Origin of the sequence: Eubacterium sp. BL-380-WT-2B, from assembly GCF_009696115.1 — a bacterium.
In the GTDB taxonomy this organism is placed as follows: domain Bacteria; phylum Bacillota; class Clostridia; order Eubacteriales; family Eubacteriaceae; genus Eubacterium; species Eubacterium callanderi.
Map to the genome: position 1 here is coordinate 304,173 of NZ_VUMP01000004.1, position 16,992 is coordinate 321,164.

Genomic DNA, 16,992 nt, shown 5'->3' on the forward strand with positions numbered 1-16,992 from the left:
CACAGGCCAGAGGGCCCTGTCTACAGATTAAGCCTTTTCGGAATCAGCGGCGCCAAAGGCCAGGGCCTCAAAATCCGGGATGGGCACCGGGCGGGAGAACACGTAGCCCTGCACCATGTCGCACCGGGCCTCCTTCAGGAACGCTGTCTGGGCCGGGGTCTCCACGCCCTCGGCCACTGTGGACATGGAGAGCTTTTCGGCCAGGTCGATGACCGAGGTCACCACATCGCGCTCCCTGGGGTTGTCGGCGTTCTGTGAGGTGAAAAAAGCGCGGTCCAGCTTGAGGGTATCCATCCGCAGGTCCTTGAGCAGGTTTAAAGAGGAGTAGCCGCTGCCAAAGTCGTCCATGGAGCAGCGGTAGCCCCGCCGGTGGATCTGGTCGATGACCTGGAAGAGCGCTTCAGGGTTGGTGAAAACCAGGGTCTCGGTGAGCTCGATCTCCAAAAGCTCCGGCGGCACACCGTACGCCTTGCGGATGGCCTCGTAGGCGTCCAGAAAATCCGTTTTCGCCAGGTGCGCCCGGGACATGTTCACCGAGATGGGCACAGGGGTAATGCCTTCATCCAGCCATCGGCGCAGCAGGCTGCAGACCTGGTCGAACACGTACAGGTCCACCTCCACGATAAAGCGGTTTTTCTCAAAGAAGGGGATAAACTCATCGGGCGGAATGAGGCCGCGTTCCGGGTCCTGCCAGCGCACCAGGGCTTCGGCACCGGATATGGTGTCATCCTTTAAGGACAGCTTGGGCTGCAGGTAGACCACAAACTCGCCGGCGTTCAGGGCGTCCTGCATGCGGTTCTCCATGTCCTTTTCCCGCATGAGCTTCAGGCGGTCCAGGTCGGAGTAGAACTGAAAGGCGAACAGGCGGCTGTCGTTTGTGTCCTTGACGTTCTTTAAGGCCACGTTGGCCCGGTCCAGCTGCTGGGTGAGCGGCAGGTTCGGGTCCAGCACCGGGTAAATGCCAAAGGCCAGGGAGAGAAAATACTTGCGCTCCTGATCCTCGTTAAAGCGGTTGATGTCGTGGGCCATGACCGACAGCCGGTTGATGATTTTGCGTTTGTCCGTATTGTGCAGCAGCAGGCAGAAATTATCCGCGGCGGTGCGGCACAAAAACTCGCCCTCCTCCAGATTCTGTTTAAGCACCTCGTACACATAGCGCAGGGTCCGGTCCCCCATCTCGATGCCAAAAAGGTCGTTGATGAGCTTGAATTTGCGGATGTCTGCCGAGACAAGCACATAGTCCCCGGGCGCGCTCTCCAGAATGGCGCCGCCGGCGTCCATATCAAACTTAGTGCGGTTGGGCCCCCGGGTCAGCGGGTCCACAAAGGCCAGCTCCAGCAGCTTGGCGTTGCTGCGCTGCAGGGCCTGCTCCTGCTCGATGTAATCGGTCATGTCGGTCATGACCGTGTAAGCCACCGGGTAGCCGTTGATGGTTTCGTCGGTAAAGACGCTTACCAGCTTGATCCACATGGGGCGGCCGCTTTTGTGGATCATGCGCGCCAGGGTCTCATAGCTGGTCTGGCCGGCGTCCACAGCCTTTTCAACCGCCCGCACAATGGATGCCCAGTCCTCGGGGTTGTTTTTGAAATAGAGGTCGCACTTGTTGTGGTAAAGGGTTTCGTACTCTTCCTTCGGGTAGCCGATGATCTCATAGTAATAGGGATTGGCCTCGACCACTGTAAAGTGCTCATCCATTAAATGCCGGCTCACACTCACCCGCAGGACGCTCATGAGCATGTTGTACTCACTGTCCGGTGCAATATCATAATGTCTGAGGATTTGTTCATTTTCTGACATTTTGCTTTCCTTCTTTTTCGTATTTTGGTGCTTATAATTATTCTTATTTTATCACCGTTTTCATGTGAAAGCAATAAGAAAACCATATATGCATAAGGAGATAATAAAAAGTTTATATTAAAAATGGCTTTTTATTCTCATGACGGTTACAATGTAAGTGAGAGGGGTGAGAAATCATAGCAAAATTCGTGAGTCAGTATGATCAGACGGTGATTGTTGAGGCCGGGGAAGGCATCAACGACGCCATGCCAAAGGTTAAGGGCCGCGCCAACAGATGGCGGCTGCACGGCTACTGGCTGGCGCATGGGGCCATGCCCCAGGTGATCCAGTGTACGCCCGCACAGCCGCTGCGCTGCGAAAACCGCGTGTCCTACAAGACCACCAAGAACCAGACAAGGCCCCGGCTGAAGGTCTGCGATGCCGAGCTCGTCTACAACAGCAGCGAGCTGCGCGGCCCAACCGAGGTGGAGGGCGTGCCCACCTTTTTCATGATCGAGGTGCACCGCTGCCCGGACTGCGCCGAACGAAGACAGGCCGATCCTGGCTTTGGCGGACAGGTGAGCCACCGCATCCTCACCGCCGACATGGTCAAGTACAGCTCCCACCTGTCCGGCGTTTTTGAGGACATCCTCCTGGAGGACATTGTGCCCGGCCGGCCGGTGGCCTTTCCCTTCAGCGAGGAGCACGCCCGCCGCATAAAAACACAGTTCGGGGCCCTCATCGCCCTGGCAAGGGAGCTGGTGGGCGCGTTGTACGCTCCGGTGCCGGAGCCTTTATACCGCGTGCCCCAGGGCGTGCGGCGGGACCGCCGTGACAGCGGCAGGGAACGCCGGGCCCAGGTCATCGCCTACGCCCAGGCCTTTACCGCCAGGCGGCCGGGCGCGCCGCTCATGAGGGGCTGGTACAGCCGCCTCCTTCAGTTTTTCGCAGATGTCAATGGGGATACCGCCGCCGTCCCCCGATAAAAAAGTGCGGTTCTCAACGGATTATTCCTGTTTTCAGCTTCCTTGTTCAGGTACCCTGTAGGTACACCCAAGCGGTGAACCTAAAAACTGCAAGGAGGTAATAATATGCAGAAGAAAACAACGACAGAACTATTGGAAGCGTTTTTTACAGGGGGCTTGTTTGCCACGCCCGAAAACGAGGAGACCGAGCTGATGGAGGCCATCTCCCGCAAGCTCATCGAGTTTGCCTGTATCCTGGGAACTGTGGCCGTGGACGCCCGTTTTGCCAGAGAGGCCATGGGCACCACAGAGGCCTTTCCGGTCAGCGAGATCGCCGCTGACTATGGCCGCAGCGCCCAGGCCTTTAACAAGCTGCTCCGCGACCAGGGCATTCAGTACAAGCGGGGAAAACGCTGGTACCTGTACGACCGCTACCAGAACCGCGGCTACACCGCCACCCGGCTCACCGCGTGCGATACCGGCGGCCGCGTGCGCACCTTCAGCAGCATGCAGTGGACCGTTAAGGGGCGGCGCTTCCTGTACGACTTTCTGCGGGAGCAGGGCATTCATCCCACCGCCGGGAAGGAGGCCCGGCCATGAACTACCTCACCGAGCACCTGAGCTTTTACGTCTGGCTGGAGAGCCACCCCAGGAGCACTGCTTTTCAGAGCTTCTGGAACTATCTGCTCGTGCGCAACAACCGCGCCGCCTTTATGGGTGAGGACGGCTTCATGTACTGGCCCGTGTGGTACACAGTGCCCAACGACGACCTGCGAAGGCTTCTGGGCGAACCGGACGCCAAACGCATCTGGGAACACCGCCGCAGGCTCATCGGGGAAGGGCTCATCGAATACCGGCCCGGTTCCGGCGGCCAAAGCGGTGTGTATGCCCTCATCCCCTTTGAAAGGGGCCAGACACGTCTGCAGGTTATTCCCCAGGGCGGCGGCGAAGCCGTCACCGCCTGGACCCCTTACCAGAACAGCGCGCGGACAGCGGCCGGAGCGCCCCCGGAAGACCCGGCGGAACAGCGCGCGTTTTCTTCTGATTATAATCATATAAATCATAAATATATAAATGCTAAAGAGCCTTGCCGGTACGAAGGGGAACCGCCCGTGCCTTACTTCAACCAGCTTCCCATGCTCACCGGGGAGGAGATGGAGCGCCTGAGTGCCATCCACAAGGATGACGCCTCCCTCGTCGAGGCCATGTGGGCCCTGAAGGAGCAGAAAAAGCAGGAGGAGGAGAGCTGATGCGGCACAAAAGAGAGAACGGTTGCGAGCCCTACCGCTGCCGGGCCGAGGCAGTGCTCCTGACCACCGTCCACGCCCGCAGCCCCGAGGAAGCCGAAGGTCTGCTGCAGGACCTGCTGGACGCCATCGAGGACGATTACCCCGGCCTGCTTTTTGAAGGCATGTGGGTGGACTGACATGGGCAAGCGCACTGCCAGATGGGCAAGGGCCCACCGCGCCCGCCTCGGCCTCACCCAGCCCCAGCTGGCTGAGGCGGCGGGCATCAGTCTGAGCACCGTGACCCGGCTGGAGCGGGGCAGCCCGGTGAGGGACTATGTGCTCGAGGCGCTGGAGGACCTGTTCGAGGACAGGCGCCCCGGAGAGGATGGTCAGAATCCTCACTTTCAGCTGACCATATACCAGGACCTCCTGAGGTGATAAACTGAGAGCATCACAACGAAAGGAGGACAGCCAAATGGCATACCAACAGGATAAAATCGGCCATGAAATGAAGCTCATCTTCAACTACGGCGAGGTGAACGGCAGCGTCAAGAAAAAGAGTAAGACCTACTCCGGCCTCAACCTGGACATGGCCGTCGCCACTACCGAGGCCATCACCCGCACCGGCAAAGCCATCGGAAAGCTCTGCACGCCCATCGTGAATGACATTCAGAACTACATGGGCTACAGCAACAGCGAAGTTTCTGCGTAAGGCAGTTCCGCGAAATCTGAGAGAAAGGAGGAATGACCATGGAGACAACCACCACCACCAAGGCCCTGGACCTGGAGTTTGAGCTGGAAAACGGCAAGAGCTTTACTGTCACCTGTCCCGACTATCTGGACGACCTGACCCAGGAGCAGATCGCGACCCAGGCCGCTGAGATCATCGCCGCCGGGGCCTTTGCCCCAGACGGCTTCAATCTCACCAAGCTCAGGAGCTTTGAGTACATTGACAAAACCACCCGGAAAACCGAAATCGAAGCGTAGGATGCGCGGAATAAACCGAAAGGCAGAAAGCAATGAAAACCATCCGAAAGAGAACCGTCCTGCTGATCCTGGCGGCCCTGACCGCCGCCGGCATCCTCTACTTTGCCCGGGAGCTCAACTGGGCGCCCGCCCGGCAGAACCCGCCGCCCGCCCAGACCGAGGCGCCAAAGCCCCCAGAGCCGCCGCCCGAAGCCACGCCCCCGGAACCCCCCGAGCCGCCCGGGCAGCCTGAGAGCGGCGCTCTCGAAAAACAGCCCATCATGGTGAGCGAGCACTTCGCAAGAGACGAGTACCGCTGCGACTGCGCGGGCTACTGTGACGGCTTTCCGGCCGAGCCCCAGCCCGGGCTGGTAAGCCGTATCGAGGCCCTGCGCCAGGCCGTGGGCGCGCCTGTCATCATCACCTCCGGCGTCCGCTGTGAAGAACGCAACGAGGAGGTGGGCGGCGTGGCCTGGTCCTTCCACAAGCGCGGCGCCGCCGCCGACCTCTACAGCCCCGGCGTCCCCGTCGGCACCCTGGCCGCCCTGGCCAAAGACTGCGGCCTCAACGTCCTGCCCTACTACAGCAGCGGGTATGTGCATGTGGAGATATGAGAAGAGCGCCCGCCTGTACACTCCGGCTTTTTCGCCGCTAAAGTTGCCTGAAACACCTCAGGCAGCTTTTTTTTGCGCCGCATGACCGCTGTATGACCAAACCGATTCATAATAGACGAAAAATAGGAAGAATCAGCGCTTACCTGATCCGGTATTAAAGCAATCGGTTTTTAATATTTTCAGGTAACTTTTTTACACAATTTAGCTTATTCAGATGTATAGTAGATGATAAATAGCTCATGATAAAGCAGTTGTTGTTAAAAGACTGGAGGTTTTTTTATGGAAAATTTATTTAAAAATATGGACATGGATGCCGGCATACTCTATGACCTGTTGTCTTCAATATGCAATGACTATCTTTACATATGGGACACACACAAGGACTTGTTCCAGGTATCGCCCAACATGGTATCTGATTTTGGATTTGAGGAGAGCGGTATGGCCCATTACAGACAGACCATGCTCGAAAGGATTCATCCCCGGGATTACGAGCGGCTCAAAAAGCATTTTGCGGGCCTGTGGCATTCCGGCGAGGAAAGCTTCTCCCTCAATTACCAGATGTTAAACGCTTCTGGGTCCTATATCTGGGTCAACGACCAGGGCCGCGTAAGACGGAACCCCCGGACAGGCGAGCCCATGGTCATTCTGGGCGCCATGAAAAGCCTGGAGGGATGCGAGTACACAGATGATGTGACCGGGCTCATGCACCACCGGTTCTGCCAGGAAAAAATACAGAGCATTCTGGACGAGGCCCCGGAAATCCGGTTCAGGCTCATGCTGCTGGGCATTGACGAGTTTAACAAGATCAATACCCTCAACAGCCGCGCCTTTGGGGATCAGGTATTGAAGGCTACGGCTGAGAATCTTTTGCAGGCCCTGCCCGAGGAGGTCAACCTCTACCGGTACGAGGGTGACCAGTTCCTGGTGGCCGGCGCAGGCGCCACCCGGGAGGAGATGTTAAACATTTACAGGCACGTCCAGCAGTACGCCCTGCGCTCCCACCGTGTCGAGGGGCAGCCCTGCCGGTTCAGCGTGTCTGCGGGTCTGGTAGCCTACCCCGAGGACGGGGACAACTGGTCCGACTTGGAAAAAAAGGCGGCCATCGCCCTCAAGCGCGCCAAGCTCAACGGAAAAAACCAGTGTGTGGAGTTCAAGCATAGCATGCTCAGAGAACAGATTGATAACCAGCTGCTCACCAACTGCATGGCCGAGAGCGTGGAGAAGGACTTTGAGGGCTTCCGCCTGGTGTTTCAGCCCCTGTGCGGGGCCCGGGAGCTCACCATCATCGGCGCCGAGGCGCTGCTGCGCTACCGCATGCCCGACGGGCGTGAGATTTCGCCGGTCGAGTTTATCCCGCTGCTGGAGAACAGCCGGCTCATCATCCCCGTGGGGCTGTGGGTGCTGGAGCAGGCCGCGGCCGTATGCCGGGAGTGGATGAAGTGGATACCCGATTTCATGATGAACGTCAACGTTTCCTATATCCAGCTGAAAGAGACGGATTTCTGCCAGAAGGCCGAGGCGGTTCTGCGCCGTCAGGGCCTGGCGCCAGAAAACCTGGTGCTGGAGCTGACAGAGAGCTACTTTATGAAGGAGGACGACAACGTGCGGGACGCGCTGCGCCGCCTGAGAGGCCTGAAGCTGCGCCTGGCCATGGACGACTTCGGCACAGGCTACTCCTCGCTGGAACGCCTGGCCGACCTGGAGGTGGACATTGTCAAGGTCGACCGCTTCTTTGTGCAGTCACTGCACATCAGCCGGCATAACCGCGACTTTATCGAATCCGTTATCCGCCTGTGCCATAACCGCCGGAAAAAGGTATGCGTGGAGGGGGTGGAGACCCAGGAGGAATGGGAGAGCATCAGGCTCATGAACGCAGACACCATCCAGGGTTTTTACATCTCCCGCCCTGTGGAGCAGGACTTCTTCTTCAGCCATTACGTGGCCGCGAGCTTTGACGGGAAAGGCCTGCTGGGCGCCATCGACCGCAAGCGGCTCCAGGACCATCTTGTCAATGACCGGGAGCTTTTGTTTGCCATGATGAACGCCACGCCCCTGTCCCTGATGATCTGGAACCGGCAGTTTGAAATCCTGGCCTGCAATGAGGAGGCTGTGCGCCTCTTCGGCGCAGAGAGCCGGAGCGCCCTGATCGAGGGCTTTAACAGCTACTCCCCGCCCACCCAGTTGGACGGCGAAAACAGCGAAATCGGCGTGCACGACCGCATTGTCGAAACCTTTTTAAAGGGGCGGAACCAGTTTAAGTGGCTGCATGTGGACCACCAGGGCCGCCGGCTTCCCGTCGAGGTGACCTGTGTCAGAATCCCTTACCAGGACGACTGCGTGGTAGCCAGCTACGCCAGGGACCTGCGCGCCGAGCTTGAGGCTGAGCAGAGCGGCAGGCGGTTCCGGGAACGCCTGCGCGCCCTGCTGGACGCCACGCCCCTCTGCCTTAACCTCTGGAACAAGCAGTTTGAGAACACCATGTGCAATAAAGAGGCCATGAAGCTTTTCGAGCTTGAGGACGAGCGTGATTATCTCGAGCGCTTTTACGAGCTCTCGCCCGAGCGCCAGCCTGACGGACAGCTCAGCGTGGAGAAAGCCAACACGAAGATCACCGAGGCCATGCGGACCGGCCGGGCCCAGTTCCGCTGGCTGCACCAGCGGCTGGACGGCACGCCCATCCCCTGCGAGGTCACCCTTGTGCGCATCGAGCACCTCGACGATGATGGCAGCGCCATGGTGGCAGGGTATACCAGAGATCTGCGGGAGCAGGCAGCGGCTGAGAAAATGCAGCGCGTCCTGTCCGCCCGTGTGCGCGCCGTCATGGACGCCACGCCCCTCTCCTGTATCCTGTGGAACGTGAGGGAGGAGATCCTGGACTGCAACCAGATGGCCGTAAAGCTGTTCTCAGCCGGCAGCGCCGAGGACGTCTTAAAAGATTTTGACAGCTTTCTGCCGCAATACCAGCCCGACGGCACGCCAAGTCTTGATAAAAAAGAAACCTATTTCAAAGAGGTGAAAGAAAAGGGCCACTGTTCCTTTGAATGGCTGTACGAAAACCGGCAGCGCGAAAAAATTCCCTGCGAGGTGACCCTGGTCCGGGCCGCCATGGAGGAGGACGAGGACATCATCATTGCGTACAACCGAGATTTGAGATGATGGGAGAGAGGAAAAAATGACACAAAAGGTGAAAGAGACAACACACATGGAGCTGGCGGAGGTGTTGGCAGGAAACCAGGTGGAGACCGAAAACGTCCTGCAGGCGCTGGAGATGATCCGGGAGAGCATCGCCTTTGACGGCGGAGCCGTGTACCAGGCCGAGCGCTCCGGACGCTTTTATCTGGCGGAGCAGCAGGCGGCAGGCCAGTGCGCCGCCGCGCCCAGTTTTGAGACAGAGTGCGCCGCGTGGCTCGCCCAGCAGGCCGTAATCTGCATTGGGCGCGGCGGGCATAACGGACGGCGGGAGACAGAGCTTCTCGATCTTTTTGGGGCAGATGCCCTGGTCATGTCGCCGGTGGCAGACGAGAACCGGGAGCTCCATGAGCTGGTGGTATTTTTTGACCGGGACCAAGAGAAGCTGCCGCCGGAGACCGCGGTCCGGCTCCCCCTGCTCCTCCTGACCAGGTACCTGTCGGTCCGGGTCTATCAGAGCAAGCTCTGGCGCGCCCGGCGCTCTCTTGAGAGTGTCCTGGACAACACAGGCATCGACATCTACGTCAATGATTTTAACACGCATGATATTTTGTATGTGAACCAGTCCATGGCAGCGCCCTACGGGGGAAAGGAGCAGTTTTTGGGCAAGAAATGCTGGCAGATACTGTTTCCGGGCCAGAACGGCCCCTGCGCTTTCTGCCCCCAGGAGAAAATCGCTGACGAGGACGGCAACCCTACCAAAGTCTACACCTGGGATTACCAGCGCCCCTTTGACGGCGCGTGGTTCCGGGTGTTCAGCGCGGCCTTCCAGTGGGAGGACGGCCGGATGGCCCACGTGGTCAGCAGCGCAGACATTACCGACAACAAGCAGAAGGAGGCCCTCATACAGTACATGGCTAACTACGACGCCCTCACCGACCTGCCCAACCGCCGGATGCTCCTGAGCGAGGGCCAGGCGCGGATCAGCCAGGCGCAGCCGCCGGAGAAGCTCTACCTCATGTTTTTCGACATCGACGGGTTTAAGGCCATCAACGACGCCTACGGGCACGACGCCGGCGACGCTTTCCTGGTACAGCTAAGCCGGTTTTTCTCAGAAATCCCGCTGCTGCAGGAGGCCATCTACCGCAACGGCGGGGACGAGTTTGTCGCCCTGGTCGGCGGTGAGGCCATCACAAAGGAGAATATCCGAAACCTGTCCAGGTTCATCCACCTGCGCTTTAACAGGCCCTGGGTTTTGAAGGAGGGGCAGACATTCTGCAATACCAGCATCGGCGTGGCGTGCTATCCAGAGGATGGGAAAAGCATCGAGACGCTGCTTCGCACAGCCGATTTAGCCATGTACCAGGCCAAAAAATCCGGTCCTGGGCATGTCTGCTTTGGCAGCGAGCTCAAAACAAAGTAAAAAAATAAATGGGAAAATGAAAAGCCCGGACGGGGCGCCCCTTTGACAGAGGCGCCCCGTTCGGGCTCATTTTATTCAGTGCGGGTACGCGGGCGCCCTGAACGTCTTTTTCGTGCGGTAGTAGGTATTAAAGACCTTTTCGCTAAGGGGCTTGGAGAAATAATAGCCCTGTCCCAGCAGGCAGTGGTATTTGAGCAGCAGCGCGTACTGCTCCTCGGATTCGATGCCCTCGGCCAGAGAGATGATGTTGCCGAAATCCTTGCAGATCAGGATGACATTCTTGACCAGAGCCTGCTTTTTCTTGTTGCCAGTCAGGTCCTGGAGCATGGACTTGTCGATTTTGAGCTCTGTGAAGTCCAGCTCGCCCAGGATGGAGAGGTTGGAATAGGCTGTGCCGAAATCATCCAAGGAGATGGAAAACCCGGCCGCGTGGAAGGTGTTGATCAGCGCGTTCAGCGCCGCGTTCTCAACCTTGCTGACGCTCTCCGTGATCTCAACAGTGACGTTCTCCGGGGCGACGCCGTATTGGCCGCACACGTTCTGGAGGGTTTTCACGATGTTGGTCTCCATCAGCGTGACCCGGGAAAAATTGACAGAGCCGCGCAGCCTGTCGCCCCGGTCGTGCCACTTTTTAAGCTGGGCGCAGAGCACCTCAAAAACGTATAGGTCGATGTGCCGGATGATGCCCTCGCGCTCGTACCGGGGGATAAAATGGTCCGGCGTGATGAGCTTTCCCCCCGGCCCCCTTTTGCGGATCAGGGCTTCGACGCCCACAATTTTGCCGGTGGCCAGCTCCACCTGGGGCTGGTAGACCACTGTGAACTGGTGGTTCTGAATGGACTGGAGCAGGTGGGCGGCCTGACCGGTGCGGCTGCCGCGCCCCTCCCGCAGGATTGTGTCATAGTATTTCTGCTTTTCGGAGTACATGAGCTCATCGGCCAGGATAATCTCGTTCTCGATATTGTATTCCCCCTGCTTCCAGAGGGAGCCGATGGAGACGTCCACGTTTTTATCCTGGTCAAAGGCCGCCTTGACATCCGCGACTTTCTGTTCAAAGCTGGCCTGGGCGCAGTCGATGCTCAGGGCGATGAACTCATCGCCGCCAATGCGGAAGGCGCAGTCCGGGAAAAAACGCTTCAAAATCATCGCGGACTGGGTGATGATGTAGTCACCGTACTGGTGGCCATAGCCGTCGTTGGCGGCCTTGAGGCCGTTGATATCAATGTAGACAATGCCCAGGGAGTCGGGCGGTGACAGCTTCAGCCCGTCTAAGAATTTCTGGTAGTAGTTGCGGTTGCTGAGCCCGGTCAGGAGATCCCGGTAGCTGGCGTACTCCAGGTCGAGGAGCAGCCGCCGCTTCTTGAGCTCATCAATGACAAAGGTGGAGACAGAGCGCAGCAGGGTCCAGTCCCGGGTGTTGGCAGACGGGTTGTCCACGCCCAGAAAGCCCGTGATCCGGCCATCCTGGATAAAGGGCGCCGCCGCCACCGACTGGATCCCCTGCTGGTTCAGAATGTTGTACTCGGGGGAATCCTGGGCGTAGTCCTCACGCACAGAGTTGATGTAGAAAAAACCGTGGCGCTCAAACTTGGCTCCCCAGTCCGCCAGCAGCTCCAGGGGAAGCTGCTGCAGGTTATCCTTCTCGGAGGAGATGTGGGGCTGGCACCACTCGTAGGTGTTGTTGGCGCAGTCCTGCTCAAAGTCATATTCAAAAATGTAAGTCCGGTCAGCCGCGTAGAAATCTCCCACGGTCTCTAAAAAACGGTCGATGGCCACATCGGCGTCGTTCTCGTAGGCCAGAAGCTCAATGCACTTGACCAGCATCTCCTCCATGGTCAGCTGGTTGAGGATGCTGTCAATCTTTGCCTTGTCCTTTGAGATGTCCCTGATCACCTCCAGGCGGTAGGGATGGCCGTCAATTTCGATGAGGCTGTCCTCAATGCTCGCCCAGCATTTCAGGTGCTGGTTGTAGAACTCCCATTTATAGGGCGCGTCCGTCCGCAGCTTGCGGTTAGTGCAGAAGGCGCACGGCGCGTCCAGGCCCTGTATCAGCTCAAAGCATTTTTGGTTCAGGTACTCCTCAGGCGCGGTCAGCCCGCACAGCTCCATGGCGGCAGGGCTCAGAAATTTCAATTCATAGCTGTCCATATCCGCCACGTAGGCGATCGTTTTCCTGGAACACATGATCAGCCACGCGAAATCCTTTTTATTCATAGCGAAATCCTCTCTCCATCCAAAGGATAATATTTTTATAGTATTATACTTTTTAAAATGGCGTCTGTCCATCAGAAATTTTAAGGCGGCCCTTTTTTATTGCGTATGACCGCCGTATGACCAGAGGTATTTATAATAAGAACAAACTGGAATGGTGTACCCATTTTCATGCTCAGTACAAAAGCAAAGCGTTACAAGCGGGCAGAGGAGCCCGCGGCAGGCTTCCGGTATTGTAACTTCTTTGGGAAAGGACAGGCCCATGAAAGAGCTCCATCGAAAATCGCTGTACCACTATGCAACCGCCCTTTTTGTGTTCCTGTGCTATCTTGGTATGTGCATCGCGGTCTTTTTCTACGGTATCCAGCATGCCGTAGAGGGGACTACAAGGGCACAGCTTGCGGAAAACGTCACAAAGCAGTGCGACCATCTGAAGGACGTCATCGGCCTGGAGTTTGAGAACCTGGAGGGTGTGGCCGCCTATCTGGGCGGGCAGGAAAACCCTGTCAAAATGGAGAACGGCGACCTGCTGAGGGCCATGGTCAGCGAGAGTGCCTTTGTGCGCATGACCTACGGGACAAAGGACGGCACCGGCTACGCCAGTGATTTGCCGGAGCTGCAGGATATGAGCGGGCAGGCCTTTTTTAAAGAAGCCATGAAGGGCAGCCGCGTGGTCAGCGACCCCATCGAGAGCCCCCTTGACGGCACCGACCTCATCGTGCTGGCTGTGCCGGTCTATGACAGCAGCGGCGGCGTCACCGGCGTGCTGGCCGGGAGTTTTGACGTCAGCCGCCTCAGCGAGATCTTCTTCGGCGACCTGTACGGCGGCGCCGGCTATGTCTACATCATCAACAGTGCGGGCGAGTCCATCATGATGGATAAAAAGCACGGGGAGGCCCGGAGGGGTAAAACCTTCTTCGCGTTTTACAGCGATGTCACCTTTGAGAAGGGCGACTCCCTCGCCCAGGTGCAGGCCGACCTGGCAGCCGGTACTGGCGCGGTCAGGCGGGTCCGACGGGATGAAGACATCCGCTACCTCACCTATGAGCCTGTCGGCTACAACAACTGGTTTGTCTGCTACGTGGTGCCTGAGAAGAACGCCCAGCAGGCCTACGCCTTTATCCGGGACTATGAGATCGTGCTCTCCCTCTTTGTGGTGGCCGGGCTCATCATTCTGCTGGCAGTGCTCCAGTACACCAACGTGCGGGACCGCAGGCTGCTTGAGGTCAAGGCCCAGACCGACGCCATGACCGGGCTGCTGAACGCAGTCAGCACCCGCGAGAATGTGGACGTCTGGCTGAAAAACGGCGAGTGCCGCGGCATGCAGGCCCTCATCATGCTGGACGTGGACCGGTTCAAGGATGTTAACGACACCTACGGCCACGCCGTGGGTGACGAGGCCCTGCGCCAGTCCGCAGCCCTGCTGAAACGGCACTTCCGCGGCAGCGACATCGTGGGACGTGTGGGCGGCGATGAGTTTATCGTCTTTATGAAAAATATTCCCGGCGGCACCATTGTGTCGTCCCAGCTGGAAAAGCTCTGCCAGGCCTTTCACGCCATCCGCATCGCGGAGGCCCAGGATCTGCGGCTTACCTGCAGCGCGGGTGCGGCCCTGGCCCCGGCGGACGGCGGAGATTTTGACACCCTGTACAAAAAGGCCGACCTGGCCCTGTACAGCGTGAAGCGCGGCGCCCGGGACGGCTTTGCCATTTACAAGGACAGCGGGTCATGAGGCAGGAATTAAAGGATAGAATAAAGGGAGGCGAGAGGCCATGATAAGACACAGAACAGCCGCCATTCTTTTCAGCATCCTGCTGATCCTTGGACTGAGCGCCATGGGGACCGGCCGCGCTTACGCGGCCCAGCAGCCTGCCAGGAACCCCCTCTATGCCGACCAGAGCGCCGGACAGGAGCCCGCGGCTGACGGGGAAAACGCCGCAGAGGTGGTTGAGGGGAGCCCGACCCCGCTGGCGCAGCCCATCGACGGCAAAAACGGCCCGTCGCCGCTCATGCTCTGCGGCATTGCAGCGGTGGTGGTGGCCGTGGTGACCGCGGCGGTCATCCTGAGGAAAGCCCGTAAGTTTGAGTAACCGGCATTAAAAACAGCCCCGGCGTGGAGAGCCGGAGCTGTTTTTGTTTTTTGATCAATATCCGGCAGAGCTGGCCCGGAAAAGGGGGCGGTCGGCGCTTTATGCTTAGAGATATAAATAATTCATCATTATAGCGAAAAATGCTATGTCACATACGTGTCAATTTCTGGCCGTGAATCTTATAAACCGGAATTGTTTTATCCATAACGCTTGTATAGAATATGAGTATAACATATTAAGGAGTTAAGCAACATGGAGAAACACATTAGAAGTACAGCCAGAAAATTTATAGCGCTTGCTTTTGCCATATTCTTTGCCTTTGGTGCCATGCCGGCAGCCTTCGCTGAGGGCGATACCCAAAGAGATTTAACCAATGTCCTGACCGATTTAGATGTCGATATGAGCCTGAAGCAAACAAACGGCACCACTGTGCCCATCATTGTCGATAACGAAAAGGACCCCAGCTTTAATGAAACCCTGGTTTCAGGCAGCACCATTATTTTCGGTATTACCTGGAACCTGGAGGAAGAAAATTTTTACGGTCAGGTAAAGGAAGGCGACTATTTTACCATTGACCTGCCCGCCGACCACTTCACCTTCCGTGACACTACCCTGAACACGCCGCTGGTTTACAACGGCGAAACCCTGGGCCACTGGGGCGTCCAGAACAATAAAATCCATTTTACCCTGACCGATACCGGCGCCCAGAAGCGCTACATCAGGGGACATTTCAACGCCAGCGGCACCCTCAAGGCCGCCAGTTCCGGCGATATTGTGATCGAGGTCGGCGGGGTGACCCTGCCGCCGGTTCCGGTGAAACCCTCCACGCCTTCCACCCCGGACCCGGACGTTGATTTCCCAGCTGAAAATTACATCCCCTCACCCCAAAAGCCGCTATCTAAAACCGGTTCCACTTATACGGGCTCTGAGACCATCACCTGGAACCTCGCGGTCAACTTCGACAATCTGCTCACTGCCGCCGTGCACAGCAATCCTGCCATCACCCCGCTCAAAAACGCCGTGATCGAGGATACCCTGGAAAAGGACCAGACCATCCAGTCCGTTAGCATCCAGAGCATGCTGTACCGGCCGAGAAACGAAAGCGGAGAGCTCAGCCGCCAGTGGGGCGCCACCATCAACCTCAAGACCCAGTTTACAGCGTTGAGCCAGGGGGCAGACGAGAGCCTCGACGCCTTTAAGGCGCGGGTCAAGGGCTACGGCGCCCCCGCCTATGGCGTCAGCGCCGATCAAAAATACCTGGTCATCAGCCTGGACGATGTGCCCGGAAACGGCGTGAAGCTCGCGGATGATGACGCCGCCCTGCGCGCCAAGCTCAAGTCGTCCAACAGCAATCTCACCGACGCCGAGCTCGACACCATGGTCAAATCCTGGGGGACAGGCGGCATCGCCGGGGGAGAAGCTGTGGGCTACTATATCACCATCCAGGCCAAGACCGGCCGGGCCTATGAGCAGTACAGCAACACCGCCACCCTCACCACCACCGATAATGTGCCCATCGAGTCTGGAAAATCCGTGATTTTGGAGGATCTGGACGGCGGCATCGAGGCCGGGGAGCCCCACAGCGTGCGCCTTGAAAAGCGGAGCGCCGAGGATGGGACCCTTCTGGAAAACGCTGCTTTCCAGCTGGAAGTCCAGCGAGACGGCGTATTCGTGCCCTACGTGCCCACTGACGGCGGAGAACCGGTCCGCGCCACCGGCGCGGACGGCATGGTGGAATTTAAAAAGCTGGGCTCCGGCACCTACCGCTTTGTGGAAACCGCCGCGGCCCCGGGCTACGATAAGGACAGCGTGGCCTACAGCCCCGAAACCTTTACCATCAGCACAGAGGACACCGAGGGCGTGGTGGTCACCGCCACCAACCTGCCCCTGACGGATAAACCGCCTGTTGACCCCATCGAGCTTACGGGCAGGGTCAGCCTGAAAAAGGTGGACCAGGCCGATCCGCAGAAAACCCTTGAGAACGCGGCGTTCAGGCTCTATGAGCGCCAGCCGGACGGCACGGCGCTTTACTATAAGGACGCCAATAATGGTCTGCCCCTCTGGAGCGCCAACCCCGACGAGGCCCAGACCTTCACCACCGACGCCCAGGGCATGATCACAGTGGATCACCTGTTGCTGGGAACCTACTATTTCGAGGAGGTCACCCCGCCGGAGGGCTACCGCCTGAGCACCACCGCCCTGGCCTTTACCCTGGATGAAAATGACATCGAGACAGGCAAGAGCGTTGTCTTTGAAAACACAAAGACCGAAACCCCGCCGGCCGACCCCGAGAACCCAGAGCCTCCGAAGACCCCGGAAACACCAGAGCCGCCAGAGACACCAAAAGCCCCGGCCGCCCAAAAGCCCGCCGTCCATAAAACGGAAGGCCCGATCGCCGCGGGCGCCAACCCCAAGACCGGCATCGCAGACATCAGCTCCGCTGTCACCCTGCTGCTGATCCTGGCAGGCGGCAGCGCGGGAATCATCGGATTGAAAAAGAGAAGATAGGAAAAGTGAAAGCCCCGGGATGCTCCCGGGGCTTTTTACGCCTTTGAGCCGGGTTCATCACAGTGCATCGGTAAAAAGGCC

15 protein-coding genes are annotated in these 16,992 nt (G+C 58.2%); 13 read left to right on the forward strand and 2 right to left on the reverse strand.

Annotated features, from left to right (window positions below):
* Positions 1-27 precede the first annotated feature (27 nt).
* The gene (locus FYJ53_RS09675) at positions 28-1,797 is read right to left on the reverse strand and encodes an EAL domain-containing protein (RefSeq protein ID WP_013378937.1); all 1,770 of its coding nucleotides are present in this window, start codon (positions 1,795-1,797) and stop codon (positions 28-30) included.
* A 473-nt stretch (positions 1,798-2,270) separates the two neighbouring features.
* Between FYJ53_RS09675 and FYJ53_RS09680 the strand changes: the two genes are divergently transcribed.
* From FYJ53_RS09680 to FYJ53_RS09725, 10 genes are all read left to right on the forward strand, one after another.
* On the forward strand, positions 2,271-2,762 hold the full coding sequence (locus FYJ53_RS09680) for a hypothetical protein (protein ID WP_123876027.1): 492 nt from the start codon (positions 2,271-2,273) through the stop codon (positions 2,760-2,762).
* A gap of 105 nt (positions 2,763-2,867) precedes the next feature.
* Positions 2,868-3,341 (forward strand): phage antirepressor KilAC domain-containing protein, encoded by a 474-nt coding sequence (locus tag FYJ53_RS09685; protein ID WP_148427737.1) that lies wholly within the window; start codon positions 2,868-2,870, stop codon positions 3,339-3,341.
* Positions 3,338-3,991: a hypothetical protein gene (locus FYJ53_RS09690; RefSeq protein ID WP_148427735.1), complete on the forward strand. Its 654-nt coding sequence runs from the start codon at positions 3,338-3,340 to the stop codon at positions 3,989-3,991. The genes FYJ53_RS09685 and FYJ53_RS09690 overlap by 4 nt, the downstream gene beginning before the upstream one ends.
* The gene (locus FYJ53_RS09695; protein ID WP_148427733.1) at positions 3,949-4,167 is read left to right on the forward strand and encodes a hypothetical protein; all 219 of its coding nucleotides are present in this window, start codon (positions 3,949-3,951) and stop codon (positions 4,165-4,167) included. Before FYJ53_RS09690 ends, FYJ53_RS09695 begins: the two co-directional genes overlap by 43 nt.
* Before the next feature lies 1 nt (position 4,168).
* Positions 4,169-4,408 (forward strand): helix-turn-helix transcriptional regulator, encoded by a 240-nt coding sequence (locus FYJ53_RS21835; protein ID WP_090410723.1) that lies wholly within the window; start codon positions 4,169-4,171, stop codon positions 4,406-4,408.
* 37 nt (positions 4,409-4,445) lie between these two features.
* Positions 4,446-4,682: a hypothetical protein gene (locus tag FYJ53_RS09705; RefSeq protein WP_090410724.1), complete on the forward strand. Its 237-nt coding sequence runs from the start codon at positions 4,446-4,448 to the stop codon at positions 4,680-4,682.
* A gap of 38 nt (positions 4,683-4,720) precedes the next feature.
* Positions 4,721-4,957, forward strand: a complete 237-nt coding sequence (locus tag FYJ53_RS09710; RefSeq protein ID WP_013378944.1) for a DUF2922 domain-containing protein — start codon at positions 4,721-4,723, stop codon at positions 4,955-4,957.
* A 32-nt stretch (positions 4,958-4,989) separates the two neighbouring features.
* The gene (locus tag FYJ53_RS09715) at positions 4,990-5,550 is read left to right on the forward strand and encodes a D-Ala-D-Ala carboxypeptidase family metallohydrolase (RefSeq protein ID WP_148427731.1); all 561 of its coding nucleotides are present in this window, start codon (positions 4,990-4,992) and stop codon (positions 5,548-5,550) included.
* Positions 5,551-5,829: 279 nt separating this feature from the next.
* Positions 5,830-8,706, forward strand: coding sequence for an EAL domain-containing protein (locus FYJ53_RS09720; protein WP_013378947.1), 2,877 nt, complete (start codon positions 5,830-5,832; stop codon positions 8,704-8,706).
* Positions 8,707-8,722: 16 nt separating this feature from the next.
* Positions 8,723-10,102 carry a sensor domain-containing diguanylate cyclase gene (locus FYJ53_RS09725; RefSeq protein ID WP_148427729.1) on the forward strand — a complete coding sequence of 460 codons (1,380 nt, stop codon included), beginning with the start codon at positions 8,723-8,725 and terminating at the stop codon, positions 10,100-10,102.
* Positions 10,103-10,177: 75 nt separating this feature from the next.
* Here the strand turns inward: FYJ53_RS09725 and FYJ53_RS09730 are convergent, their stop codons facing one another.
* Positions 10,178-12,316 carry a GGDEF domain-containing protein gene (locus FYJ53_RS09730; protein ID WP_187367895.1) on the reverse strand — a complete coding sequence of 713 codons (2,139 nt, stop codon included), beginning with the start codon at positions 12,314-12,316 and terminating at the stop codon, positions 10,178-10,180.
* A gap of 259 nt (positions 12,317-12,575) precedes the next feature.
* Here FYJ53_RS09730 and FYJ53_RS09735 point away from each other — a divergent pair, with 259 nt between their 5' ends.
* From FYJ53_RS09735 to FYJ53_RS09745, 3 genes are all read left to right on the forward strand, one after another.
* Positions 12,576-14,045 carry a sensor domain-containing diguanylate cyclase gene (locus FYJ53_RS09735; protein WP_187367894.1) on the forward strand — a complete coding sequence of 490 codons (1,470 nt, stop codon included), beginning with the start codon at positions 12,576-12,578 and terminating at the stop codon, positions 14,043-14,045.
* Between the two features lie 40 nt (positions 14,046-14,085).
* Positions 14,086-14,403: a hypothetical protein gene (locus FYJ53_RS09740; protein ID WP_148427724.1), complete on the forward strand. Its 318-nt coding sequence runs from the start codon at positions 14,086-14,088 to the stop codon at positions 14,401-14,403.
* Positions 14,404-14,655: 252 nt separating this feature from the next.
* Positions 14,656-16,911 (forward strand): SpaA isopeptide-forming pilin-related protein, encoded by a 2,256-nt coding sequence (locus FYJ53_RS09745; protein WP_154557285.1) that lies wholly within the window; start codon positions 14,656-14,658, stop codon positions 16,909-16,911.
* Positions 16,912-16,992 lie beyond the last annotated feature (81 nt).